This is a genomic window from Microbacterium mangrovi, assembly GCF_000802305.1.
Classification (GTDB): domain Bacteria; phylum Actinomycetota; class Actinomycetes; order Actinomycetales; family Microbacteriaceae; genus Microbacterium; species Microbacterium mangrovi.
The window spans coordinates 180,969-205,945 of record NZ_JTDK01000002.1 but is presented as its reverse complement, the minus strand read 5'-3'; the positions used below and the strand labels follow the sequence as shown (position 1 = coordinate 205,945).

Annotated in this window: 16 protein-coding genes; 14 read left to right on the top strand and 2 right to left on the bottom strand. The window is 71.7% G+C overall.

Annotated elements, in window-relative coordinates; translation table 11 throughout:
- Window positions 1–13: 13 nt before the first annotated feature.
- The gene (locus LK09_RS02650) at window positions 14–1,387 is read right to left on the bottom strand and encodes an AAA family ATPase (protein WP_156138626.1); all 1,374 of its coding nucleotides are present in this window, start codon (window positions 1,385–1,387) and stop codon (window positions 14–16) included.
- Window positions 1,388–1,580: 193 nt separating this feature from the next.
- On the opposite strand from LK09_RS02650, the gene LK09_RS02645 reads away from it, so the two are divergent.
- The 12 genes from LK09_RS02645 (at window position 1,581) to LK09_RS02590 (ending at window position 17,009) form a co-directional block, all read left to right on the top strand.
- Window positions 1,581–2,093 carry a hypothetical protein gene (locus tag LK09_RS02645; RefSeq protein ID WP_039395467.1) on the top strand — a complete coding sequence of 171 codons (513 nt, stop codon included), beginning with the start codon at window positions 1,581–1,583 and terminating at the stop codon, window positions 2,091–2,093.
- 28 nt (window positions 2,094–2,121) lie between these two features.
- A complete protein-coding gene (locus LK09_RS02640; protein WP_039395464.1) occupies window positions 2,122–3,258 on the top strand; it encodes a sensor histidine kinase in 1,137 nt (378 codons plus the stop codon).
- Entirely contained in the window at window positions 3,255–3,929 is a 675-nt protein-coding gene (locus LK09_RS02635) for a response regulator transcription factor (RefSeq protein ID WP_039395461.1), read from the top strand. The genes LK09_RS02640 and LK09_RS02635 overlap by 4 nt, the downstream gene beginning before the upstream one ends.
- A gap of 4 nt (window positions 3,930–3,933) precedes the next feature.
- Window positions 3,934–4,572, top strand: coding sequence for a DUF2238 domain-containing protein (locus tag LK09_RS20525; RefSeq protein WP_052226333.1), 639 nt, complete (start codon window positions 3,934–3,936; stop codon window positions 4,570–4,572).
- A gap of 134 nt (window positions 4,573–4,706) precedes the next feature.
- Entirely contained in the window at window positions 4,707–5,045 is a 339-nt protein-coding gene (locus LK09_RS02625; RefSeq protein ID WP_039395458.1) for a hypothetical protein, read from the top strand.
- Between the two features lie 318 nt (window positions 5,046–5,363).
- Window positions 5,364–8,855 carry a DNA-directed RNA polymerase subunit beta gene (gene rpoB, locus LK09_RS02620; RefSeq protein ID WP_039395456.1) on the top strand — a complete coding sequence of 1,164 codons (3,492 nt, stop codon included), beginning with the start codon at window positions 5,364–5,366 and terminating at the stop codon, window positions 8,853–8,855.
- A gap of 41 nt (window positions 8,856–8,896) precedes the next feature.
- On the top strand, window positions 8,897–12,766 hold the full coding sequence (locus LK09_RS02615; protein WP_039395452.1) for a DNA-directed RNA polymerase subunit beta': 3,870 nt from the start codon (window positions 8,897–8,899) through the stop codon (window positions 12,764–12,766).
- Window positions 12,767–12,937: 171 nt separating this feature from the next.
- A complete protein-coding gene (locus LK09_RS02610) occupies window positions 12,938–13,585 on the top strand; it encodes a hypothetical protein (RefSeq protein WP_039395451.1) in 648 nt (215 codons plus the stop codon).
- A gap of 100 nt (window positions 13,586–13,685) precedes the next feature.
- The gene (locus LK09_RS20520) at window positions 13,686–14,942 is read left to right on the top strand and encodes a hypothetical protein (RefSeq protein WP_052226332.1); all 1,257 of its coding nucleotides are present in this window, start codon (window positions 13,686–13,688) and stop codon (window positions 14,940–14,942) included.
- Window positions 14,943–15,003: 61 nt separating this feature from the next.
- Window positions 15,004–15,507: a hypothetical protein gene (locus tag LK09_RS02600; RefSeq protein ID WP_231562933.1), complete on the top strand. Its 504-nt coding sequence runs from the start codon at window positions 15,004–15,006 to the stop codon at window positions 15,505–15,507.
- Between the two features lie 18 nt (window positions 15,508–15,525).
- Window positions 15,526–16,188, top strand: a complete 663-nt coding sequence (locus LK09_RS02595) for a hypothetical protein (RefSeq protein ID WP_039395448.1) — start codon at window positions 15,526–15,528, stop codon at window positions 16,186–16,188.
- A gap of 155 nt (window positions 16,189–16,343) precedes the next feature.
- A complete protein-coding gene (locus LK09_RS02590) occupies window positions 16,344–17,009 on the top strand; it encodes an SDR family oxidoreductase (protein ID WP_039395445.1) in 666 nt (221 codons plus the stop codon).
- On the opposite strand, the gene LK09_RS20515 is transcribed toward LK09_RS02590, so the two are convergent.
- The gene (locus LK09_RS20515) at window positions 17,006–17,815 is read right to left on the bottom strand and encodes an SGNH/GDSL hydrolase family protein (protein WP_156138624.1); all 810 of its coding nucleotides are present in this window, start codon (window positions 17,813–17,815) and stop codon (window positions 17,006–17,008) included. The genes LK09_RS02590 and LK09_RS20515 overlap by 4 nt on opposite strands.
- Window positions 17,816–17,959: 144 nt before the next feature.
- Here LK09_RS20515 and LK09_RS02580 point away from each other — a divergent pair, with 144 nt between their 5' ends.
- Together LK09_RS02580 and LK09_RS02575 are read left to right on the top strand one after the other, a co-directional pair.
- Window positions 17,960–19,027 carry a serine/threonine-protein kinase gene (locus tag LK09_RS02580; RefSeq protein ID WP_052226329.1) on the top strand — a complete coding sequence of 356 codons (1,068 nt, stop codon included), beginning with the start codon at window positions 17,960–17,962 and terminating at the stop codon, window positions 19,025–19,027.
- Window position 19,028: 1 nt separating this feature from the next.
- Window positions 19,029–24,977 carry an Ig-like domain-containing protein gene (locus LK09_RS02575; RefSeq protein WP_039395442.1) on the top strand — a complete coding sequence of 1,983 codons (5,949 nt, stop codon included), beginning with the start codon at window positions 19,029–19,031 and terminating at the stop codon, window positions 24,975–24,977.

Genomic DNA, 24,977 nt, shown 5'->3' with positions numbered 1-24,977 from the left:
AGCCCCTGCCCGGTCAGCCCGCGCCGTTGATCCGCGCTCGCAGTGTCGCGGCCTCGGCGTGCAGGGCGCGGTCGCCCGGTCCGTCCGCGACGTGCTCGTCCGCCCGGTCGAGGGCCTGCAGCGCGTCTGCACCCTGGCCGATCGCCCACAGCGTCTGGGCGTGCAGCACGTTCGCGGCCGCGTCGTCTCCGCCCGCTGCGATCGCGGCGGCGACCAGTCGCTCCGCGCCGCGGTGGTCGTCCGCCTGCTGGGCGAGGCGAGCCGACCGCAGCAGCAGCCCGGGATCCGCGGGCTGGCCGGCATCCAGCCGCCACTGCGACACCCGCAGCCGATCGGCGGGAGACGGGTTGCGGCGCGCGACGAGGTCCGCCTGCTCGCCGAGCAGCACCCGGCGCCGGCGCCGCGGGGTCGACTCGCGCACGGCGGCGGCGTACAGCGGGTGGGTGAGCAGCGCGTGCAGGCGGGCGCCGGCTTCGTGCACCTGCACGATCCCGTGCTGCTCGAGGTCGGCGAGGGCCTCCGGCGCGCCCGGACGGGCGAACTCGTCCAGCGACAGGGGCTGGCAGAGGGCCAGGCGCTCGACGGCATCGCGTTCGCCCGGCGTCAGCGAGCGCAGTCGCGCGCGGATCAGCTCGGGCAACGCCGGGGAGTCCACCGGTTCGCCCGTGAGCTGCCAGTGGTCGGCCGCGCGCACCAGGGCGCCGGCATCCCGCGCGCCGATGACGAGTTCGCGCAGGAAGAGCGGGTTGCCCGACGACGCCCGGTGCAGCCGCAGGGCTGTGCCGTGCCCGATCGGCGCGCCCAGGACGAGCCCGAGCAGTTCCGCGGTCTGGTCGATGTCGAGGCCGGCCAGCTCGATCCGCACCGTGTCCGGGGCGGCCGCGATGTCGTGCAGCGTGTTCGGCTCGGCCTCGTCGTGCGCGGCCGTGGTGACCAGGCGCAGCTGGCCGGCGTCGACGAGCCGGGCGATGAGCGAGACCGAGACCGGGTCGGCATGACCGGCGTCCTCGAGCACGAGCAGGATGCGGCGCCCGCGCGCGATCGTCGACAGCGCCGCGCTGGCCGCACTGAACAGGGCGACGGTGTCGGGGGCCGAGGCGATCGGGCCGCTCATGTCCCGCACCAGGACCGGCGCAAGCGTCGCGAGAGGCACGGCGGAAAGGGCGGCGTTGCCGGTCACGCCGACCGACAGCCACCCGTCCGACTCGAGTTCGGCGGCCACCTCGGCGGCGAGCCGGCTGGTGCCGACGCCGTACTCCCCGCGGATCCAGACGCTCCGTGCCGGGCCGCGCAACGCCGACAGCGCGCGCTCGCGCGCCGCCTCCCGCCCCACCAAGGGCCATGGGCTGTCCACAGCGGCAGCCGCTTCGGCTGACTCGAAATCCACCTTGCTCGATTCCTCGGCAGAGCAACCCCCGCGTTCTGCCTCCAGGACACTTTATTGGGTCGCGCCCGCCCACGCAGGAGGCAAATCCCGCGGGTGCGCATTCCGGGCATCCTGACGGTCCACCCGGATCTCCACCCGGATCTCCACCCGCCCGGGCACGGCTCCACCCGCCCCGCGCGGGACGCTGGATGCCATGAACCTCCAACTCGTCGGCGACGTCCTTCTCGGCATCCTCCTCCTCGGCTGGATCGGCTACCGCCAGACCACGTGGCGCCCGGTGAGCATCGCCCAGATGTGGCGGATGCCGCTGGTGCTGGGCGTGGTCGGTGCGGCGATGATCGTGCAGACGAGCGCGATCCTCACGGGCGTCGACCTGGCCTTCCTCATCCTGGAACTCGTCGTCTCGCTCGGCGTCGGTGCGTGGATGGGCGCGATCGCCCACTTCCGGCGCCTGCCCGAGCCGCGCCCCGTCGGCTCGAAGGGCGCCGTGGCGCTGTACGAATCGCGCACCGGCTGGCTCGGGCTCGTGCTGTGGCTGCTGGTGATCGCGGTGCGGGTGGGGCTCGACGTCGTCGCGGTGCGCCTGGGCGCCCACGCGGCCACCACCACCGGCGTCATCCTGCTGATGCTCGCCGCGAACCGGGCCGCGCGGGTCGCCGTCTTCGGCACGCGGCTCGGCCGACTCGCTCCCGTGCCGGCGGTGTGAGCCGGCACCGCCGCGGCATGATGGTCCCGTGATCGTGCGCCCGTCGCCGCTGGCCGTCGTCCTCTCGACGGCCGGCGCGGTGCTGCTCGGCTGGTGGCTGCTGCAGGACCAGACGCGCACGCCCGTGGCCACGGCGCTCGCCGTCACGGCCCTCATCGCCTGGATCGCCCGCACGGTGTTCGCCCTGCTGGCGGTGCGGCATCCCGCCTTCCGCCGTGCCGCGGTCCTCGCGGCGGTGGTGGGCGTCGCCGCGGGGAGTCTCAGCGCCCCCGGCACCGACGGCCTCGGGATCGTGCCGGCGGCCGTGTGCATCGTGATCGTCCTCGCCGACCCGGACGTCCCGCTGTGGGCGGGCCTGTCCGTCGCGGTGGGCGGCCTGGGCCTGCTCGCCCTCGCCGCGGTCGGCTCCGGGACGACCATTCTGTCGCTCCTGGCGATGTGCGGCGGGATGCTCCTCGCGATGCTCGGCGGGTACAGCCGGCGCCAGGGACTTCTCGCGCAGCGGCAGGCGGCTCTCCTCGCCGAGCGCGACCTGCAGATGCGGGAGGAGGCATCCCGCATCGCGCTCGCCCGGGACCTGCACGACGTGCTCGCGCACACGCTCGGGGGCCTGGTCATCCAGCTCGACGCGGCCGAGGCTCTGATGGATGCCGGGGATGCCGCCGCGTCCCGGTCGCGCGTGGCCGACGCCCGGGCGCTGGCCGGCGCCGGACTCGCCGAGGCGCGGCGCGCGGTCGCCGCCCTGCGCGCACCGCAGGCCGACGACGCGCCGGACCTGTCGCCCGCCGCGCTGCGCACCATGCTGACCGACCTGCTCGAGGCGCACCGCGCGCTCGGCGGACGGGCCGAGCTCACCGAGTCCGGTGACCCGCGGACGGTGCCCGCCGTCGTCGGGACGACCCTGCAGCGCGCGCTGCAGGAGGCGCTCAGCAACGCGCGGCGGCACGCCCCGGGGGAGGCCGTCTCGGTCGGCGTGGGCTGGCACGACGACCGGGTGGCGCTCACCGTCGCGAACCCCGTCGCCGGATCGCAGCCGAGCCCGGGCGGCGGGTACGGTCTCATCGGGATGCGGGAGCGCTTCGCCGCGCTCCCGCACGGCGGCGCGGTGCGCGTGCAGCGCGACGCGGACCGGTTCGTCCTCGAGGCGGAGGCTCGACTGCGATGACCGACGACGAGAACCCGATCCGCGTGCTGATCGCCGACGACCAGGCGATCATCCGCGACGGCCTGGCGACCATCCTGGGGCTCCTCCCCGACATCGAGGTGGTCGGCACCGCCCCGGACGGGCGCGAAGCCGTCGCGCTCGCAGTCGAGCACCGGCCCGACGTCGTGCTCATGGACCTGCGGATGCCGGTGCTCGACGGCGTCGCGGCGACCGCGCAGCTGCGCGCCGACGTCCCCGACGCTGCGGTGCTCGTGCTGACGACGTACTCCGACGACGAGTCCATCGTGAAGGCGCTCCGCGCCGGCGCGCGCGGGTATCTCACCAAGGATGCCGGACGCGTGGAGCTCGCCGCCGCGGTGCGCGCCGTCGCCCGGGGTCACCGCACCTTCGGCGCGGACGTCGGGGACGCGGTGATCGGAGCCCTGACCGCCCCGACGCCGGCTCCCGCGGAGGATGCCGCCGACGGCATCCTGTCCCGGTTCCCCGCACTCACCCGACGTGAGGCGGAGGTCCTGGCAGCCATGGCGGACGGCCTCGGCAACGCCGCCATCGCCGAGCGGCAGTTCGTCAGCGTCGCGACGGTCAAGACCCACATCAATGCGATCTTCAGCAAACTCGGGGTGCATGATCGCGCGGCGGCCATCGCACTCGCCCACGGGGTTGGAGAATGAGATCATGACCCGCCCTGCGACCGCCCTCGTGCCCTGGCGGCGCATCGTTCGCGACAACGTCCTGCTGGCGCTGCCGTTCCAGGTCGTCTTCATCGTGCTGCCGTTCGTGCTCGTCGCCGTCGGCGCCCCGCACATCAAGCCCGCCCTGGCGCTGCTCCTGGTCCCGACCCTGTGGGCGACCGGGGTGCTCGGCGCCCTGGTGCGCACTCCGCTGCCGAGGATGCTGCAGCTGAACTACTTCGTGTTCATCACGGCGGGCCCCTTCGCCGGGAGCTCCCTCTCGGTCTACGGGATCATCCCGGGGTGGGACAAGGTGGTGCACTTCGGCTCCGGCATCATGCTGGCGTGGCTGGCGATGTGGGTGCTGCGCGAGTCCGAGGACCGCGGCTGGCCGCCCATGCGGCCGTGGATGTCGGTCGTGTTCATCCAGCTCGTGGCGATGTCGTTCGCGGCGGCGTGGGAGATCTGCGAGTTCATCAGCGACCACACGATCGGCACGCACGCGCAGCTGAACAACCTCGACACGATGGGGGACATCATCGCCGGGACGCTCGGCGGGGCGGTGTCCCTGCTGGTGGTCTGGTGGTTCCGGCGCCCGCGCACGCTGCTGCCGACGTCCTTGCTGAAGCCCGGCCAGCGCTGACCGCGCCCTCCGGCCCCCGCGGTTCGTCCAGCGCTGCGTGCGTGCACAGGCCTACCGAAGCGGCGCCGAAAGGCGTACGGTGAGCGCCGTCGGGAGCGTACCCGTGCTCCCGCGTTTCTCGGAAGGCTGGGGACATGAAGAGATTGGCAGCGGGCTGCGCCCTCGCGGTGGGGCTCGTCCTCGCCGGAGCGGGCGTCGCGAACGCCGGCGAATACACCGGAAGCGGAGGGTATCCGCAGGGAACGTCGCACGCGGCGTCCGAATGCGCGTACTCCGGACTCGACCGGGTCGATTCCCTCGAGAACAACCCGCCGGGCTTCAACGACGACGCGATCGCGATGCGGGGCAGCCAGAAGAACGGCTACCACGGCGTGCAGAGCTACGGCTCGTTCGTCCGGGCCGGGCTGAAGGGCGCCGTCCCGTCGCCGGGCGTCGCCTGCAACCCCACCAAGGCGGGGGCGCCGGCGCCGTAACGGGCCGATCGCGGCACTCGAGCCCGCTCTCGTCCCCCGACGAGCGCGGGCTCGTCCCGTTTCCGGATGCCGGAAGACGCGGTGCGGGGCATTGTCCACCCGGTCTCAGGGAATGTCAAGCAACGGGACTGGACACGGCGCGTCGAAGGGCGTATCGTGGGTGGTTGCGCTCTTGGATTCCCCCTGCCCTCATATGGTGGTCGGCTGTGCCTGCGCTCCCTCGCCTCGGCGGGGTGTGAGACGCGGTGCCGGGGGAGGAACGAGCAGTCCACCCACGACAAGGAACTCGAGGCCCCCGGGCCCATGGAGGTTATCCCCTTGGCTGCTGCGCCCACCGCATCCACCACCCCCAAGAACGGCCGCGGGGCTTCCCGCCTCTCGTTCGCCAAGATCACCGACACGCTGACGGTCCCCGACCTTCTCGCGCTGCAGACCGAGTCCTTCGACTGGCTCGTCGGCAACGACGCCTGGAAGAAGCGGGTCGCCGAGGCGGAGGCCGCCGGTCGCACCGACGTCCCCAACACGAGTGGTCTGGAAGAGATCTTCGAGGAGATCTCGCCCATCGAAGACCTCAGCGAGACCATGCAGCTGAGCTTCACCAACCCCTACCTCGAGCCCGAGAAGTACTCGATCGACGAGTGCAAGGAGCGCGGCAAGACTTATGCCGCCCCGCTCTATGTCGAGGCCGAGTTCATGAACCACCAGACCGGTGAGATCAAGACCCAGACGGTCTTCATGGGCGACTTCCCCCTGCAGACCAACAAGGGCACGTTCATCATCAACGGCACCGAGCGCGTCGTCGTGTCGCAGCTGGTCCGTTCCCCCGGCGTCTACTTCGACCGCGTCGCCGACAAGACCTCCGACAAGGACATCGTCTCGGCCCGCGTCATCCCGAGCCGCGGTGCGTGGCTGGAGTTCGAGGTCGACAAGCGCGACCAGGTGGGCGTTCGCATCGACCGCAAGCGCAAGCAGTCGGTGACGGTCTTCCTCAAGGCGCTCGGCCTGACCAGCGAAGACATCCTCAACGAGTTCGCCGGCTTCGACTCGATCGAAGACACCCTGTCGAAGGACACGATCCTCACGCAGGAGGAGGCACTCCGCGACATCTACAAGAAGCTGCGTCCGGGCGAGCAGGTGGCCGCCGAGGCCGCCCGCAACCTCCTCGACAACTTCTACTTCAACCCGAAGCGGTACGACCTCGCCAAGGTGGGTCGCTACAAGATCAACCGCAAGCTGGGCCTTTCCACCGCGATCAACGACTCGGTGCTCACCCGCGACGACATCGTCGCCACCATCAAGTACCTGGTGCGCCTGCACCGCGGCGACGACACCTTCACGGGTCTGCGCGGCGGCCAGGAGGCCGAGATCCGCCTGGACGTCGACGACATCGACAACTTCGGCAACCGTCGCATCCGCGCGGTGGGCGAGCTCATCCAGAACCAGGTCCGCACGGGCCTTTCCCGCATGGAGCGCGTCGTCCGCGAGCGCATGACCACGCAGGACATCGAGGCGATCACCCCGCAGACCCTGATCAACGTGCGCCCCGTCGTGGCCGCGATCAAGGAGTTCTTCGGCACGTCGCAGCTGTCGCAGTTCATGGACCAGAACAACCCGCTCGCGGGCATCACCCACAAGCGCCGCCTGTCGGCGCTGGGCCCCGGCGGTCTGTCCCGTGAGCGCGCCGGCGTCGAGGTCCGCGACGTCCACCCGTCGCACTACGGCCGCATGTGCCCCATCGAGACCCCGGAAGGCCCGAACATCGGCCTGATCGGCTCGCTGGCCTCCTTCGCGCGCATCAACGCGTTCGGCTTCATCGAGACGCCGTACCGCAAGGTCGTCGACCGCCACGTCACCGACGAGATCGAGTACCTGACCGCCGCCGAAGAGGCCGACTACATCGTCGCCCAGGCCGGTGTGGCCCTCACCTCCGACAACCGCTTCGCCGACGACCGCGTGCTCGCGCGTTCGGGCAAGGACGGCGAGGTCGACCTGTTCCACGCCGAGGAGATCGGCTACATGGACGTCTCGCCGCGCCAGATGGTGTCGGTCGGCACGTCGCTGATCCCGTTCCTCGAGCACGACGACGCGAACCGCGCCCTCATGGGTGCGAACATGCAGCGCCAGGCGGTTCCGCTGGTGCGCAGCGACTCGCCGTTCGTCGGCACCGGCATGGAGGGCTACGCAGCCGTCGACGCCGGTGACGTCATCACCGCCGACAAGGCCGGTGTGGTCTCCGAGGTCTCGGCCGACCGCGTCACCGTTCAGCTCGACGAGGGCGGCACGCAGGACTACTACCTGCGCAAGTTCGACCGCTCCAACCAGGGCACGTCGTACAACCAGCGCGTCATCGTCTCGGCGGGCGAGCGCATCGAGGTCGGCGAGGTCATCGCCGACGGCCCCGCCACCGAGAACGGCGAGCTGGCGCTCGGCAAGAACCTCCTCGTCGCGTTCATGACGTGGGAGGGTCACAACTTCGAAGACGCGATCATCCTCAGCCAGGACCTCGTCAAGAACGACACCCTGTCCTCGATCCACATCGAGGAGTACGAGGTGGATGCCCGTGACACCAAGCTCGGCAAGGAGGAGATCACCCGTGACCTCCCCAACGTCAGCCCCGACCTGCTGAAGGACCTCGACGAGCGCGGCATCGTCCGGATCGGCGCCGAGGTGCGTCCCGGCGACATCCTCGTCGGCAAGGTCACCCCGAAGGGCGAGACCGAGCTGTCGGCCGAGGAGCGCCTGCTCCGCGCGATCTTCAACGAGAAGAGCCGCGAGGTGCGCGACACGTCCCTGAAGGTGCCGCACGGCGAGCAGGGCACGATCATCGCGGTCAAGGAGTTCAACGCCGAGGACGGCGACGACGAGCTCGGCTCGGGCGTCAACCGCCGCGTCGTGGTCTACATCGCCCAGAAGCGCAAGATCACCGAGGGCGACAAGCTCGCCGGCCGCCACGGCAACAAGGGTGTCATCGCGAAGATCCTGCCGGTCGAGGACATGCCGTTCCTCGCCGACGGCACGCCGGTCGACGTCGTCCTGAACCCGCTCGGCATCCCGGGCCGCATGAACTTCGGCCAGGTGCTGGAGACCCACCTCGGGTGGATCGCCAAGCAGGGCTGGAAGGTCGAGGGCACCCCGGAGTGGGCCGTGCACCTGCCCGAGGCCGCCCGTGAGGCTGCCCCCGGCACCAAGGTCGCGACCCCGGTGTTCGACGGCGCCCACGAGGAGGAGATCGCGGGTCTGCTCGACTCGACGCTGCTCAACCGCGACGGCGAGCGTCTCATCGACCGCTCCGGCAAGACGCAGCTGTTCGACGGCCGCTCCGGCGAGCCGTTCCCGGCTCCGATCTCGGTCGGCTACATGTACATCCTGAAGCTGCACCACCTCGTGGACGACAAGATCCACGCCCGCAGCACCGGCCCGTACTCGATGATCACCCAGCAGCCGCTCGGTGGTAAGGCGCAGTTCGGCGGCCAGCGCTTCGGTGAGATGGAGGTGTGGGCCCTCGAGGCCTACGGCGCCGCGTACGCGCTGCAGGAGCTGCTCACCATCAAGTCCGACGACATCCTCGGCCGCGTCAAGGTGTACGAGGCCATCGTCAAGGGCGAGAACATCCAGGAGCCCGGCATCCCCGAGTCCTTCAAGGTGCTCATGAAGGAGATGCAGTCGCTCTGCCTGAACGTCGAGGTCCTCGGCGCCGACGGCACCGCGGTCAACCTCCGCGACACGGATGACGAGGCGTTCCGCGCAGCGGAAGAGCTGGGCATCAACATCTCCAGCCGGTTCGAGTCGTCGTCGATCGACGAGATCTGAACCAGGCCAGGCAAACGCAAGATTCCGACACAGGAGAACTAGTGCTCGACGCAACAACTTTCGATGAGCTTCGCATCGGCCTGGCCACCGCCGACGACATCCGTCGTTGGTCCTACGGTGAGGTCAAGAAGCCCGAGACCATCAACTACCGCACCCTCAAGCCCGAGAAGGACGGTCTGTTCGGTGAGCAGATCTTCGGCCCCTCGCGCGACTGGGAGTGCGCGTGCGGCAAGTACAAGCGCGTCCGCTTCAAGGGCATCGTCTGCGAGCGCTGCGGCGTGGAGGTCACCAAGTCCTCCGTCCGCCGCGAGCGGATGGGCCACATCGAGCTGGCCGCGCCCGTCACGCACATCTGGTACTTCAAGGGCGTGCCCTCGCGCCTGGGCTACCTGCTCGACATGGCGCCGAAGGACCTCGAGAAGGTCATCTACTTCGCCGCGTACATGGTCATCTCGGTCGATGAGGAGGCCCGCCACCGCGACCTCCCCACGCACGAGAACAACCTTCGCCTGGAGATGAAGACCCTCGGCGACCGCCGCGACGCCCGCGTCGCCGCCCGTCTCGCCAAGCTCGAGGAGCAGCTCGCTGCGCTCGAGGAGGAGGGCGCCAAGGCCGACCAGAAGAAGAAGGCCAAGGACGCCGCCGAGAAGGAGATGGCCTCCATCCGCAAGAACGCCGACGAGGCGATCGCGCGTCTGGAGCGCGTGTGGGAGGACTTCCGCACGCTCGAGGTGGGCCAGCTGAAGGCGGAGGACGACGTCTTCCAGGAGCTGCAGGACCGCTTCGGCCAGTACTTCGAGGCCTACATGGGCGCGGAGTCCATCAAGCGCCGTCTGGAGAGCTTCGACCTCGCGGCCGAGTCCGAGAGCCTGCACCTGCAGATCGCCGAGGGCAAGGGCCAGCGCAAGATCCGTGCGATCAAGCGCCTCAAGGTCGTCAACTCGTTCCTGTCGACCGGCATGTCGCCGGCCGCCATGGTGCTCGACGTCGTTCCGGTGATCCCGCCGGAGCTGCGCCCGATGGTGCAGCTGGACGGCGGCCGCTTCGCGACCTCCGACCTCAACGACCTGTACCGTCGCGTGATCAACCGCAACAACCGTCTTCGTCGCCTGATCGACCTCGGTGCCCCCGAGATCATCGTCAACAACGAGAAGCGGATGCTGCAGGAGGCCGTCGACGCGCTGTTCGACAACGGCCGCCGCGGCCGCCCGGTCACCGGTACCGGCAACCGTGCGCTGAAGTCGCTGTCCGACATGCTCAAGGGCAAGCAGGGCCGGTTCCGTCAGAACCTGCTCGGCAAGCGCGTGGACTACTCGGGTCGTTCGGTCATCATCGTCGGCCCGCAGCTCAAGCTCCACCAGTGCGGTCTGCCCAAGCAGATGGCGCTCGAGCTGTTCAAGCCGTTCGTCATCAAGCGCCTGATCGACCTCGGTCACTCGCAGAACATCAAGGCCGCCAAGCGCGCCGTCGAGCGCACCCGTCCCGAGGTCTGGGACGTGCTCGAGGAGATCATCCGCGAGCGCCCGGTTCTGCTGAACCGTGCGCCCACGCTGCACCGCCTCGGCATCCAGGCCTTCGAGCCGCAGCTCGTCGAGGGCAAGGCCATCCAGCTGCACCCGCTCGTGTGCGCGGCGTTCAACGCCGACTTCGACGGTGACCAGATGGCCGTGCACCTGCCGCTGTCGGTCGAGGCGCAGGCCGAGGCCCGCATCCTGATGCTGGCGTCGAACAACATCCTGAAGCCGTCCGACGGCCGCCCGGTCACCCTGCCCTCGCAGGACATGATCATCGGCCTGCACCACCTGACCACGGTCAAGGCGGGTGCGACCGGTGAGGGCCGCGTGTTCGGTTCGGTGTCCGAGGCGATCCTCGCCAAGGACGAGGGCACGCTCGATCTGCAGGCGAAGGTGCGCATCCGCGTTCCCGGCCTGACGTTCCTCGAGGGCGAAGCGCCCGAGGGCTACGAGCGTCACGGTCTCGTGGATGCCTCGCTCGGCCAGGCGATCTTCAACGACACGCTGCCCAAGGGCTACCCGTTCGTTCGCGAGCAGGCCGACAAGGGCAAGCTGTCGCAGATCGTCAACAAGCTCGCCGAGGAGTACCCGAAGGTGGAGGTCGCGGCTTCGCTCGACCGCATCAAGGACGCCGGTTTCTACTGGGCGACCCGTTCGGGTGTGACCGTCGCGCTCTCCGACATCCTGACCCCGCCGAACAAGGGCGAGATCATCGCGAAGCACGAGCAGTCCGCCGCGAAGGTCCAGGCTCAGTACGAGAAGGGTCTCACCACGGATGCCGAGCGCCGCAAGGAGCTCACCGACATCTGGCAGGATGCGGAGCGCGAGATCCAGCAGGCGATGCGCGACAACTTCCCGGAGGACAACACCATCAACCGCATGGTGTCGTCGGGCGCCCGTGGTAACTGGCTGCAGATCCGGAACATCGCCGGTATGCGTGGCCTGGTGTCGAACCCGAAGGGTGAGATCATCCCCCGTCCGATCATCTCCTCGTACCGCGAGGGTCTGTCGGTGGCGGAGTACTTCATCGCGACGCACGGTGCCCGCAAGGGTCTGGCCGACACGGCCCTCCGTACCGCCGACTCGGGTTACCTGACCCGTCGTCTCGTGGACGTCTCGCAGGATGTCATCATCCGCGAGGAGGACTGCGGCACCAGCAAGGGCCTGGACTTCACCATCGCGGCGCCGAACTCGCAGGGTGTGCTCACCCGCGACGAGAACGTCGAGAACTCGGTGTTCGCCCGGACGCTCGCCGCGGCCGTGGTGGATGCCTCGGGCACGGTGCTGGCCGAGGCCGGCGACGACGTGGGCGACGTGCTCATCGACCGCCTGGTCGAGGCGGGCATCGAGACCATCAAGGTCCGCTCGGTGCTCACCTGCGACTCGGCTGTCGGCGTCTGCGCGAACTGCTACGGCCGTTCGCTGGCCACCGGCAAGATCGTCGACATCGGCGAGGCCGTCGGCATCATCGCCGCCCAGTCGATCGGTGAGCCCGGTACCCAGCTGACGATGCGTACCTTCCACACCGGTGGTTCGGCGTCGGCCGAGGACATCACCCAGGGTCTGCCGCGTGTGCAGGAGCTCTTCGAGGCCCGGACCCCGAAGGGGTCGTCGCCGATCGCCGAGTCCGCCGGGCGCGTCACGATCGACGAGACCGAGAAGAGCCGCAAGGTGATCCTCACCCCCGACAGCGGCGACGAGCCGCACGTGTACCCGGTGCTCAAGCGCGCCGAGCTGCTCGTGGAGGACGGCCAGCACGTCGAGGTCGGCCAGCCGATCATCAAGGGCACGCTGGACCCGAAGGAGATCATGCGCGTCATGGGCGCCCGCGAGGTGCAGAAGTACCTCGTCGGCGGCGTGCAGGGCGTGTACCGCTCGCAGGGTGTCCCGATCCACGACAAGCACATCGAGGTCATCGTTCGGCAGATGCTGCGCAAGGTCACCGTGGTCGACCACGGCGACACGGCGATGCTCCCGGGTGAGCTGGTCGACGCGCGTCGCTTCATCGACACGAACCGTCAGGCCGTGGCCGAGGGCAAGCGTCCCGCATCGGGTCGTCCGGAGCTCATGGGTATCACCAAGGCGTCGCTCGCGACCGAGTCGTGGCTGTCCGCGGCGTCCTTCCAGGAGACCACCCGCGTCCTGACGCAGGCGGCCATGGAGGGCAAGCGCGACCCGCTGGTGGGCCTCAAGGAGAACGTGATCATCGGAAAGCTGATCCCGGCGGGCACCGGCCTTGCGAAGTACCGCAACGTCACCGTCGAGGCCACCGAAGAGGCGAAGAGCGAGCGGTACCCCAACCGCATCTTCGCGTCGGACGGCGCCTACTCCGACGAGGACCTGACGTACGTCGACTTCGACAGCTTCAGCGACGGCGACTTCACCACCTACAACTGAACCCCCGTGCCCTGAGCTCGTCGAAGGGCTGACCCAGGGCCCGGATGCTTCGGCATCCGGGCCCTTCGTCGTTTTCCGGTCGCAGACTGGAATCGAGGCGGATCACGCGTGCGGCGTGCCGGGGGGCGGATCGGGATGCCGCCACCTAGCGTGGCAAGCGGGGAGGCTGGGATGATCGGCGGACGCAGGTGGTGGCTGGCATGGCCCGTCGGCATCCTCTGCGTGGCCGCGGTGGCGGGCATGGTGTACGTCGCGGCGCCGGCGGTTCCCTGGGCCGTGGGCTTCACGCTCGGGGTCCTGGAGCAGGGAGCCCGCACTCCGGCCGAACCGCTGCCCACGCCCGTGCCGATCGAGTCCATCGGCACGGCTCTCACCGACGACTGCGTGTCGCTGTATCCGTCCCGGCTCTGGCTGGAGCTCGCCCTCGACCCGCACACGGTGCTGAGTCAGGACATGTCTGCGCCGGCGGTGGAGCTGATGCAGGCGATGGCCCCGTGGCATCCGTCGGTGCGGATGACGTGCGGCTGGCGGTCGGCGACCGGCGGAACGGTGCGCTCGAGCCTCGTGGACCTCACCGCGTCCGGCACGGCCGACGCGACCCGGACGGCGATCGCCGCTGCCCTCACCCAGCGCGGATTCGGATGCCGCGTCACCCGCCCGGATGCATCGCTGCTGACCTGCACGCGTCGTTCCGGACAGGTGACGGACACGGCGGTGGTGCACGGGCAGACGTGGCTCTCGACCACCGAGACGGGGTGGCATCCCGCCGCCTACACCGCGGCGCTCGTGCAGCGGCTGTGGCCCGCGCCGGTCCGCTGAGCGACCGGATGTGGCGCGGCACGGCGAGGCTTCGCGGCACCGCCCGCCGCGCACGTTAGCGTGACGGTGCGGGAGACGCGCCCGCGTGAGGAGATCTGCCATGACCGATCCGCAGGCACCCGGGTCCAAGCACGACATCGATGACGTCGTCGAGCGCGCCAACGCCGGTCTCGCCGAGGCGGAGGCCGCGGGCCGCGCCGCCACCGAGTCGCGCTCGCCCCAGAACGCCGCACCCCAGCAGCCCGGCGCGCAGGAGCCGGCCGCGCACGAGCCGGCCGCGAACGAGCCGGCGTCGGAGGATGCCGCCCCCGCCGAGCAGACGGGGACCGCAGCACCCGAATCGGCTCCGGCGGACGGCACGCCGTCCACGTCCGACGGCGGGGCGCACCTGTGGCCGGCCGCCGCCGAGCCCGCGCACACTGCGGAGCCCGCCGCTGAGCCGGACTCGCCCGCCGCGTCCGCTGAGCCCGCCGCCGCAGCCGCCGAGTCCCCGGCAGGCGAGTCCGCTCCCGAAGAATCGCCCGTTGCGGCCGCCGCAGCCGCCGAGCCCGCGCACACCGCCGAGCCCGCACACACCGCCGAGCCCGTCGAATCTGCGTCGCACACCGCCGAGCCGGTCGCTCCCGCCTCCGACGCCCCCGCGCCTGCCGCACCCGCGCACGAGGCCGACACCACGGTGATCCCGCCCGCCGCGGCCGCCGCCGCAGCATCCGCCCCCGCCGCCGCACCCGCCCCCGCCGCCGAGCCCGAGGAGCCGACCGGGCTCACCGCGATCGCCGGCCCGCGTCCCGTGTACGTCTCGGCACCCGAGGCACCGACTCCGCGCGGCAACCGGGGCGCCGCCGGGCTCATCGGCCTGGTCGCCGCCGTGGCGTTCGCGGTCCTGTACCTCGCCGCCTGGGCGCTCATCGACCTCGTGAAGGGCACGTTCGCGATCTCGGCTCTCGGCAGCCGGGTGCTCGATCACCTCTCCACCGCCGACCTGTGGACGCCGACGGTGGTGTTCTTCCTCGGGTTCTGGCTGCTGGGCGTCTTCATCAACCGGGCGCGCTGGGGCTACTGGGTGGTGTTCGGCATCCTCGTGGGTCTCGCGGCCTACGTCGGGCACATCGCCGGTCAGCTCGCGCACGCGCAGGCCTGGAACCTCACCTACGCGGCCAGCGAGAAGCTCATCGCCGCCCAGCTGTTCGCTCCGCTGTCGATCGCCGCGTTCATCATCGGGCGCGAACTGACGATCTGGTTCGGCGCCTGGGTGGCCCGCCGGGGCCGCAAGGTGACCGCGCTGAACCTCGCCGCGCAGGAGGAGTACGAGCGCTCACTCGAAGCGGGTCCGCAGGCCGCCGCCGAGCGCGCCTGACCGCCGCCGTTCCCCCGCCGGACCGGCCCCGGGCCGGTTCCGGCGGAGGTAACCTGCCGACGTGCCCACTCATCCGGAGAACCCGCCGGCACCCCCGCCGCACGGCGGCCCGGTGCCTCCGCGGATGGCGCTCGCCTTCGCGCTGATCGGCTACGTCGCTCTGGTGATCGCGGGACTCGGCCTGGTCAGCCTCGGAACCGACCAGGACGTCATCGCGGCCCGCGGGTCCGGGCAGCTGCCCGGCATCCTGGGGGTCGTACTGGCGTGCGGCGCGTTCGCGGGCATGCTGTGGCTGCACATCCGTCGCGGGCGCCCGTCGTTCTGGGCGGCGCTGTGGATCGGCGCGGGATGCTTCCTCGCGTACCTGATCGGGGTCGGTATCGGCGTGATGGTGGAGACCCAGGACATCGCGTCCGGGGCATCCGTCGTCGCGCACATCTCGACCACGTGGTTCGGTGCGGTGATCGGCGGTGCCGCGGTGGTGGCCGCCTGGTGCGGGATCGCCCTCGTGCGCACGCGCACCCGCCGGCCGCGCTGGCCGTGGGAGCATGACGAAGACGAGTGACGGCGGTACGGTTGAGCCGTGGAGCGGTCCCTGGAAACCCAGGTCAGCCAGGCAGTCGATGCCTGGCTGCGGTGGCTGCCCCGCTGGCAGCCGGCCACGCACCGGGGTCGTTCGGCCCCGTGCCGGCTCTGCTTCGGGTCTCCGGTGCTGTCGGCGGCCGGGCTCGGCGCCGACGTACCGCACGGCGTGCAGCACGGGCTCTCCACCCGGGTGAAGACGATCGTCGACCACGCCGTCAGCGACTACACGGCCCGGAACTTGCCGATGCTGCAGGCCGAGCTCGACCAGCAGGCCACCCGCAACCGGGCCCGGTCGTACCGGCCGAGCGAGGGTCTCGACCCGGAGTTCGAGGGGATGCCGCTGGACCCCGACCCGGAACCGGGCGCGCCGTTCCTGTTCACGATCGCGGGCCTCGCGGCCGAGGCGGATGCGGATGTCCCGGCGCTGCCGCCGCTGTCCGCGGAGGCGAAGGCCGCCCTGCGGCAGGAGGTCGGACTCGCCGACGACTACGCGAACATGATCGGCCGGGAGGTGTGCGGCATCCTGCTCCACCATCGCCTGCGCATCCAGGAGGCGGTCGCCGAGTTCGTCGAACCGCAGATCGAGGCGCTGCTGGCCGAGCTCACCCAGTCGCTGGATGCTCCGTTCGATCCGCGGGCCGGCGACGACACGCTGGACTGACCGCCTAGCTCACCCACCTCGTGATCAACGCCGTCATCATCGTGGTGGTGGCCGCGCTGATCGTCTGGGGCATCACCACTCTGGTGAACCGAGCGAAGTAGCGCCGCAGCTAGGCGGTTCGTCGCGATCCGAACGCGCGCCACTAACGTGGACCCATGCCCCTCGCACTTGTGACCGGAGCTTCGCGCGCCAACAGCATCGCCGCGGGCGTCGTGCCCCGACTGTCCGCAGACGGCTGGGATGTCGTCACCAGCGACCTCGACACAGGGGACTACCCGTGCGATCTTTCCGACGCCTCCGCGCCGACCACCCTCATCGAGCAGGTCGCGCTCGACCGCGGGCCGCTCTCAGCCCTCGTGCTGAGTCACGCCCACGACGTCGAATCCGGCATTCTCGACACCACGGCCGAAAGCTTCGATGAGCACGTCGCGGTCAATGCCCGAGCGACGCTTCTGCTCATCGCCGCCTTCGCGCGCCAAGCGGATGCGTCTGGCGGAGCGATCGTCGCCTTCACAAGCGATCACACGACCGGAAATCTCCCGTACGGCGCCTCCAAGGGAGCGCTCGACCGGATCGTCATCTCCGCGGCCCGTGAACTCGGGCCGAAACGGATATCGGCCAACGTCGTCAATCCGGGGCCGATAGATACGGGATGGATGGACGATGAGACGCGGGAAACGTTGACCGCCCACCACCCGCTCGGGAGAGCCGGAACGCCGAAAGACATTGCCGGGATCACCGCGTTCCTGCTGTCGGATGAAGGCCGCTGGATCAGCGGCCAGCTCCTCCACACCGACGGCGGGTTCTCCGCGCGGTATTAACCCAGGACGGCGAGGATCGTCTGCGCGTACACGGCGTAGCCGGTGGCGTTCGGATGCAGGAAGGTGCTTCCGTCCGTCGGGTCGCCGCCCAGCCACGGGGCGGCGGTGCCGATCTCGTGACCGGCGAACGACACCGGGGCGAACCGCACCGCGACGTTCGCGGCGGCCTGCTGCTGGACCGCCCCGGCCAGCGCGGCGTCGAGGGTCCACACCGCCTGGTTCACCTGCGCGGCGATCGGGAACTGCTGCGCGAGGTCGGCGCTGAACGGGATCGGATAGCCGGTCACGACGATCGTGGCGCGCGGGGCGGCGGAGTGCACGGCCGCGATGAGGGCGCTCATGCGGCCCTCGACCATGGTGAGCGCCAGCTGCGCTTTCGCGATCGCGGCGAGGCATCCGGGGGTGCCGGCGTCCGGCACGCACTGCGTGTATACGTCGGCGATCCCGAGGTCGTTCGCACCGGCGGTGATCGTGACGAGGGTGGTGCCCCGGTTCACCTGGCTGAGCTGCGTGCCCGCGACCTGGGCGATCGTGTCGCCGGAGCACGCGGGGTCGCGCAGCAGGTTGTACCGCGGGACGGCGCCGATGAGCGACGGATACCCGAGCGGACTGACGTGGCAGACGCCGGTGGCGCCCGGGGCGCCTTGGCCGGCCGCATACGAGTCGCCCACGGCGACGTACTTCGCCACCGGTGCCGGCTGGGCGGCGAGGGCGGGGGCGGCTCCGAGGGGGAGGGCGAGGAGGGCGACGGCGGCAGCGGCGAAGGCCAGGAGTCGGCGCCGACGAACAGGTCGGATGGCGCTCATGGCCGGACAGTACACCCGCCGGACACGCCCCGGTAGGCCGCATGCGATCACGGTTGCGAGTTGCACCACTGTTAGCATGGACGTCCGAGTCTGATCGGGTAACGCGCCGGGGCTCGCCGAATCACGATCGATGCCGGGGGAGCGATGCCGAAGCGACTGCCGGCCGCTGCGCCCGTCCTCGCCGGATTCACGTTCGTGCGGCCGCTCGGGTCGGGCGGCTTCGCGGACGTGTTCCTCTACGACCAGGACATGCCGCGCCGTCAGGTTGCCGTCAAGGTGCTGCCGAGCGTCGCCGGCGAGGCCGACCTGCTGCGCATGTTCAACGCCGAGGCCGACGTGCTCGCGCACCTGTCGGCCCATCCGTCGATCGTCACCGTCTACGAGGCGGGGATCTCGGCCGAGGGGCGCCCGTACATCGCCATGGAGTACTGCCCGGGCTCCCTCGCCCAGCGCTTCCGCCTCGAGCGGATCCCCGTCGCGGAGGTCCTCGCGATCGGCGTGAAGATGGCGTCCGCGCTCGAAGCCGCGCACCGCGCCGGCCTCGTGCACCGGGACGTGAAACCGTCCAACATCCTCATCACGTCCTTCGGGTCGCCCGTGCTGGCCGACTTCGGCATCGCGTCGTCCCTCGCGCCCGGGCAGGGCAGCGGCGTCTTCGCCATGAGCGTGCCCTGGTCGGCTCCCGAGGTGGTCGCCGAGCACACCACCGGTACGGTCGCGAGCGAAGTGTGGGCGCTGGCTGCCACGCTCTATTCGCTGCTGGCCGGGCGCAGCCCGTTCGAACGGCGGGAGCCGGGCCAGAACGACCGCGACCAGCTGCGCCGGCGCATCCTGCGCGCGCAGTATCCGCCGATGAACCGCGCGGATGTCCCGGAGGAGCTCGAGCGGGTGCTCGCGACCGCGATGCAGCGCGACCCCGCGGCCCGCTACCCCTCCGCTCTCGCCCTGGCCGAGGCGCTCGGCGAACTGCAGGTCCGGCTCGGCCTGCCGCGCACCCCGATCGAACTCGCCGCCTCCGAGTGGGCGCCGCCGTCGCCGCCGGTGGACTTCGCCGACGCCCAGGCGCGCGGCCCGGTGCGTTCCGCGGTGGATGCCCCGGGGTCGCGGCGGCTGCGCACGACGACCGACCTGACCTCGCTCGCGCGCGATGAGGACGCCACGATCACCGGCGGTCGCGCCCGTCGCCGCCGGTGGCCCTGGAGCCGCAGCTGACATGGGGCGTCGCAAGGTCCTGCTCGCCGTCCTCGCAGCCGCCGCGGCGGTGGCATCCGTCGTCGCGGTCAGCGTCGTCTGGCCGGGGCTGGATGCCAAGCAGACACCGCCGGCGGCGTCGGCGCTCTGGGCGCTGCAGACCGGCACCGGGCGGCACTACGCCCGGGTGAACACGGCCGTCGGTGAGCTCGACACGGTGCGCACCATCGAGAACCCGACCTCCGTCGCCCAGGTGGGATCGGGCGCCTACCTGTTCGCCGACAGCTTCGGCAAGCTGGCCCGGATCGACCAGGCCCAGCCGGCCGACCTCGACAACGAGGCGCTGCGGCACGCGGCATCCACTCCCGCGGGCACGGTCGACGCGGCCGTCGCGGGCGGCTTCGTCGCGTACCGCACCGATGCCGGTGCCGTGTACGCGGGCCGGCTCGGCGCCACCCCGGTGTCCGTGCAGCCCGGCGACGGCACTCCCGGCGCGCGGGGGTTCAGCGCCGAGGCGATCACCGTGGACGATGCCGGCACCGTGTTCGCCGCCTCCCGTGCGGACGGCGCGGTGCTGCGCTTCAGCATCCCGCAGGGGCGCGCCCTGGGGCAGGATGCCGCCGCGGGCCTCCCGCCCGGCAGCGACGACCTGGCGATGACGGCGGCCGGCGGGACGTGGTTCCTGGCCGACCGGGATGCCGGGCGGGTGTGGTCGGCGTCCGGGGCGCGCGCCCTGAAGCTCGTCGGGACGGTCGCCGCGGGCATCCCCTCCGCGACGAGCGGGTCGGCGTGGATCGCCGACGACACCGGCCTCGTGCGACTGCCCGCCGACGGGTCGAAGCCGGTGCGCGTCACCGGCGGCGGGACGACCGACCTCGGCACGCCGACGCAGCCGATCGTGCAGGGCGGCACGGTGTATGCGGGCTGGCTCGGCACCGGCTCCGGAACCCTGTGGCGCGGCTCCGCCTCCGGGGCGATCGCCGGCGACGAACGCCGCGACCTGTCGTATGGCGGGCACACGCTCCCCGAGGAGCGCCGGCCGGTGCTGACCGCGGCCGGCTCGAGCGTCATCCTCAACGACACCCGCTCCGGCTGGGTGTGGGATGCCACCACCGGTCGCCTGCTTCCGTCGAGCCAGGACTGGACCCTGGGCAGCCACACCAATCCGGCCTCCGACCAGTCCCAGCAGCGGGCGCCGGTGGTGATCGACCCGAAGCCGCCGGTCGCCGAATCCGACAGCTTCGGCGTGCGGGCGGGCGCCCTGGTGCCGCTGCCGGTGCTCCTGAACGACCACGACCCCAACGAGGACGTGCTCAGCATCGACCCGCAGACCGTGTCGGGGCTGCCGTCGTCGTTCGGCACGGTGTCGGTCGTCGACCAGAACCAGCGTCTCGTGGTGCAGGTCGCCCCCGGCGCAACGGGGTCGGCATCCTTCCGCTACCGCGTCACCGACGGCACCGCGCCGGGGTCGGGCGGCGGCCTGTACTCCCGCTTCGCCACGGTGACCCTGACCGTGCGGCCGGCCTCGACCGAGTCCGCGCCGCAGTGGTGCCCGGTCGCCGGATGCCTGGCCACCTGGCCGAGCCCGCAGGTCGCGCCCGGCGGCACGGTGTCGGTGCCGGTGATGAACGGCTGGGTGGACCCCGACGGCGACCCGGTCATGCTGCTGGGCGTGCAGAACCCGAGCGGTGTCGGAAGCGTCGCCACGACCGCGACCGGCGACGTCGTGTACCGGCATCCGGACCCGTCCGAGACGCGCGCGCAGGTGATCCCCCTCACCGTCACCGTCGGGGACACGCGCGGCCGCACCACCACCCGCACGCTCACGGTCAGGGTCGCCGCGCATCCGAAGCTGACCGCCGAGTCGTTCACCGTCGTCGACGCGCACGCGCAGGGTCTCAGCGTCGACACGGCGTCGCACGTCACCGGCACCGCGGGCCGGCTGTCGCTGTCGAGCGTCCGGGTGCTCGACGAGGCGTCCGCCGAGGCCGTGCCCACGGCCGGCACCACGTCGTTCGACTTCACCGCGGCGAAGCCCGGCACGTACCGGGTGGCCTACACCGTCACCGACGGATCGTCGGATGCCACCGCCACCGCGCGCATCACGGTGCTCCCGCCGGACGCTCCCGCCGATCTCGCGACCGCGCCGGTGACCGCGTTCGTGCGGCCCAAGCAGGACGTCACCCTCGACGTCTTCGCCGCGGTGTCCAACCCGACCCACCGGGTGCTGCTGCTCAGCGACATCACGCCGGCGCCGGCGGCCGGGGCGAGCATGTCGGTGGACGCCGTCGGGCAGAACTACCTGCGCATCTCCGGGTCGACGGCCACCGGCGAGCCCGGCCTGCTCGGCACCGTGCGCTACACCGTCTCGGACGGCTCCGGCGGGGTCGGCGGCAGCGTCACCGGGCAGGCGACCGTCTACCTCCTCCCGCCGCCTCCCGAACTGGCGCCGATCGCGGTCGACGACCAGGTCGTGGTGCGTGTCGGCGCCCAGGTGGACATCCCCGTGCTCGACAACGACGTCTCGACCTCGGGCCAGGCGATGACCCTGGACCCGGCATCCGTCCGCACCCTCGGCGCCGCGGGCCACGGCTCGCTCGCGTTCGCGTCGGGCCGGATGCTGCGCTACCTCGCGCCGACCGCGCCGGGGCAGTACCGGGTGCGGTACGCCGTCTCGGCGGCAGGAGCGCCGAACCTCACCGACAGCGCCACCGTGCGCATCACCGTGATCGCGGACGGCTCCAACCGCGCCCCCCGGCCCGGCACGCTGGAGGGGCGCGTGCTCACCGGGCAGCAGACCACGATCCCGTTCCGCTCGTTCGGCGTCGACCCCGACGGCGACGCGGTGATCCTCGACCGGGTGGTCACGCAGCCGGCATCCGGATCCGCCGCCATCTCGCCCGACGGCTCGGCCATCGTCTACACGAGCGTCCCCGGGTTCCACGGGCAGGCCGAGTTCACCTACCGGGTGCGCGATGCGCTCGGCGCGACCGGCACCGGCACCGTCCGTGTCGGCGTGCTGGATGCCCAGACCAACCCCAGCCCGGTCACCTTCACCGACGACGTCGACGTGCAGGCCGGCGGCGGCAATGCCGTGCGGATCTCGCCGCTCGCGAACGACATCGACCCGACCGGCGGCACCCTGACGCTCAAGGACGTGCGCCCGGACGTCGTGCAGTTCCTGCAGGACGGCTCGCCGAACCCGGAGTACGCGCGCCTGGCCGCCCGGGTGCAGCGCATCGGGTCCGACCGGATCGCCGTCAGCGCGGGCGAGGACCCCGGCACGATCTCGTACCTGTACGACGTGGAGAGCTCCACCGGCAACACCGCGCGCGGGCGGATCGTCGTGCAGGTCGTGCGCGCCGCCGTTCCCGACTACCCGGTGGTCACCGACACGGCCCTCACCGCCGTCGACCGGGACCGCTTCCCGCAGGGCATCGACGTGGTCGCCGGCCACGTGTCGTGGACGGGCGGCGACCCGTCGACGCTCACGCTGAGCCTGTGGGGCGACCACGCCGGCCTCACGGTGTCCGGGCACCGCATCAGCGGCCGGGTGACCGACGCGGCGCGCCTCATCCCGTTCCGGCTCACCGGCCGCACGCTGTCGGGCGAGAAGGTCGTCACCTACGGGTTCCTGCGGATCCCCGGTGCGAACCAGCTGCCCCTGACCCTGAAGCCGAACCTGGCCCCCGAGCGCGTCAAGGAGGGGGAGTCGGTCACCTGGCGCATGGCGGACCTCGTCGCCCTGCCCGCCGGCGCGCAGCTGCAGGTCGACCGCACCGCCGACACCACCGGCGCGCGGGCTCAGGCCCGGTGCACGGTGTCCGGCGGCTCGGTCACATACGCGGCGGGCAAGGGCGCGCCGTGGGCGGATGCCTGCGTCGTCAGCGTGCGGCTGGCGGGCCAGACCGACTGGACCCATCTGTCGGTGCCGATCCAGGTGATCGCGGACGCTCCGGTGCCGCAGCTGTCGCCGGCATCCGTCACCGTCGGACCCGGCCAGACCGCGTCCTACGACCTGCGCAGCCTCACCGTCTGGCAGGGGCCGGCCGACTGGGCGCACATCGTCTACACCGTCGCGTACCGCGGCGCGGACTTCACGGTCACGCAGTCCGGATCGCACCTGCGGATCGCCGCTCGGGATGCCGCCCTCCCCGGCGCCGAGGAGGTCGCCGTCGTGGGCGTCTCCAGCTCGCCGGGCGTGGCGCCGGCGCGCCTCATCCTGCGCGTGGGCGCGGCGCCGTCGGTGCTGCCCCAGGGCGGCACCGTGGCGCAGCAGTGCTCCGAGGCATCCGGCTCGTCGTGCACGGTCACGGTGTCGGGCGCGCCCGGCGAGGTCAACCCGCTCCCGCACACGCCGCTGCGGGTCGTCTCGGTCACCTCCGCCTGCAAGGGCATCGCGTTCGCTGTCGAGTCGGCCGCCGCGGTCCGCGCGACGTGGACGGCGAAGACGCCCGGCCAGCAGTGCACCGCCTCGGTGGCGATGCGCGACGCGCAGGGCCGGGTGACCCCGGCGAGCACGGCCGCGCACGTGCAGCTGAACCTGCAGGGCTACCCGCAGACGCCGGCCGCGGTGAGCCAGGTCGCCTACGGCGACGGCACCCTCACCCTCGAGGTGAGCCCGGGCGCGGCGCAGCAGGCGTGGCCCGCGGTCACCGGCTACGTGATCCGCTCCGGCGGTGCGGTCGTGGCGACCTGCGGCCCGGACGGCACGTGTCCGGCGATCAAGGCGCCCAACGGCGTGGAGCGCGTGTACACGGCGACCTCCCGCAACGCCGTCGGCGAGTCCCGCGGCAGCGTGTCCACGAGCGGCTGGGCGTACAACGCGCCGAGCGCGCCGGCATCCGTCACCGCGACGCCGGTGCCGGCCGGGGATGCCGGCGGAGTCGTGTCCCTGCAGATCGACGGGATCGACTCGGCGCAGACGGCGTCGCTGCACATCACCAGCGCCACCGGCGACACCGTCGATCAGCCGGTGCGCCGCGGGCAGAGCTCCGTCACCGTCGCGCAGTACACGGTCGGCAGCAACCGGGCGACGACCATCACCGTGACACCGGTCTCGCGGTTCGAGCTGCCCGCCGGACTGCAGGGGACCCCGAACGGCCAGTCGCGGTCGACGCTCGGCACCGGCATCGGCGCCCCGCAGAACCTCGGGCTCAGCCTCAGCTCGCAGGCATCCGGCAGCTCCGCCACGATCACCGCGTCCGGGTCGGCCGACCTGAACGGCGACGGGTCGAGCCTGCGGTACGGCTTCGCGCTCGGACTGCGCGGATGCCAGACCGCGGACTCCGGGGCATCCGCCCAGTACACGGTCAGCGTCGGCCGCACGTACACCGTGACGATGTGCGTCGAATCCTGGTTCGGCGGGCAGGAGTTCGCGAGCTCGCAGGTTTCGCGGCAGATCACGGCCTACCCGGACGACTCCGCGCCGAAGGGGTACACGTTCCAGGTCGACGGCGCCCCGAAGCCGGTCTCGGACGGCGCCCAGTGGCTCATCCGGTCGCAGCCGACGTCCGACGTCGACAACCCGCCGGCCGGCGTCGACACGGCGTTCTCCGGCTATCCGTCCGACGTGATCGGATCCGATCCGGGCATCCGCGTCTGGCACGAATGGAACGGCTGGCGCAGCGCCAGTGCCGCCGTCGTGCCGGCCGCCGGCAGCGCCCCGTACCAGGTGGCGGCGAGCTGGCAGGTGTCGCAGTGCACCGCCGGTTCCGCGCCTGCCGCGAGCGGCACGTCCACCGGGGGCGGGGCGACATTCGCCTTCGACTTCTCCGGCGCGGTGTACCGCAACGCGAACGGCAAGCGGCTCACGACGCCGACCGACGGCACCGTGCCCGCCGGAGCCGTGAGCGTCTCGGGCGTCGGCGTTGTGGCCCACTGGTCGAACGCGAACTGGAACCTGGGCGACGCGACCGACACCTTCGGCGGCACGTGCACCCCCGGACCCGACCCGACCCCCACCCCTTGA

What these genes read in the sequence shown, in the direction of transcription:
- LK09_RS02610 (WP_039395451.1), top strand. Translation starts at nt 12,938, where the DNA reads ATGATCGGCGGACGCAGGTGGTGGCTGGCATGGCCCGTCGGCATCCTC.
- LK09_RS02645 (WP_039395467.1), top strand. Translation starts at nt 1,581, where the DNA reads ATGAACCTCCAACTCGTCGGCGACGTCCTTCTCGGCATCCTCCTCCTC.
- LK09_RS02635 (WP_039395461.1), top strand. Translation starts at nt 3,255, where the DNA reads ATGACCGACGACGAGAACCCGATCCGCGTGCTGATCGCCGACGACCAG.
- LK09_RS02575 (WP_039395442.1), top strand. Translation starts at nt 19,029, where the DNA reads ATGGGGCGTCGCAAGGTCCTGCTCGCCGTCCTCGCAGCCGCCGCGGCG.
- LK09_RS20525 (WP_052226333.1), top strand. Translation starts at nt 3,934, where the DNA reads ATGACCCGCCCTGCGACCGCCCTCGTGCCCTGGCGGCGCATCGTTCGC.
- LK09_RS02590 (WP_039395445.1), top strand. Translation starts at nt 16,344, where the DNA reads ATGCCCCTCGCACTTGTGACCGGAGCTTCGCGCGCCAACAGCATCGCC.
- LK09_RS20515 (WP_156138624.1), bottom strand. Translation starts at nt 17,815, where the DNA reads ATGAGCGCCATCCGACCTGTTCGTCGGCGCCGACTCCTGGCCTTCGCC.
- LK09_RS02580 (WP_052226329.1), top strand. Translation starts at nt 17,960, where the DNA reads ATGCCGAAGCGACTGCCGGCCGCTGCGCCCGTCCTCGCCGGATTCACG.
- LK09_RS20520 (WP_052226332.1), top strand. Translation starts at nt 13,686, where the DNA reads ATGACCGATCCGCAGGCACCCGGGTCCAAGCACGACATCGATGACGTC.
- LK09_RS02625 (WP_039395458.1), top strand. Translation starts at nt 4,707, where the DNA reads ATGAAGAGATTGGCAGCGGGCTGCGCCCTCGCGGTGGGGCTCGTCCTC.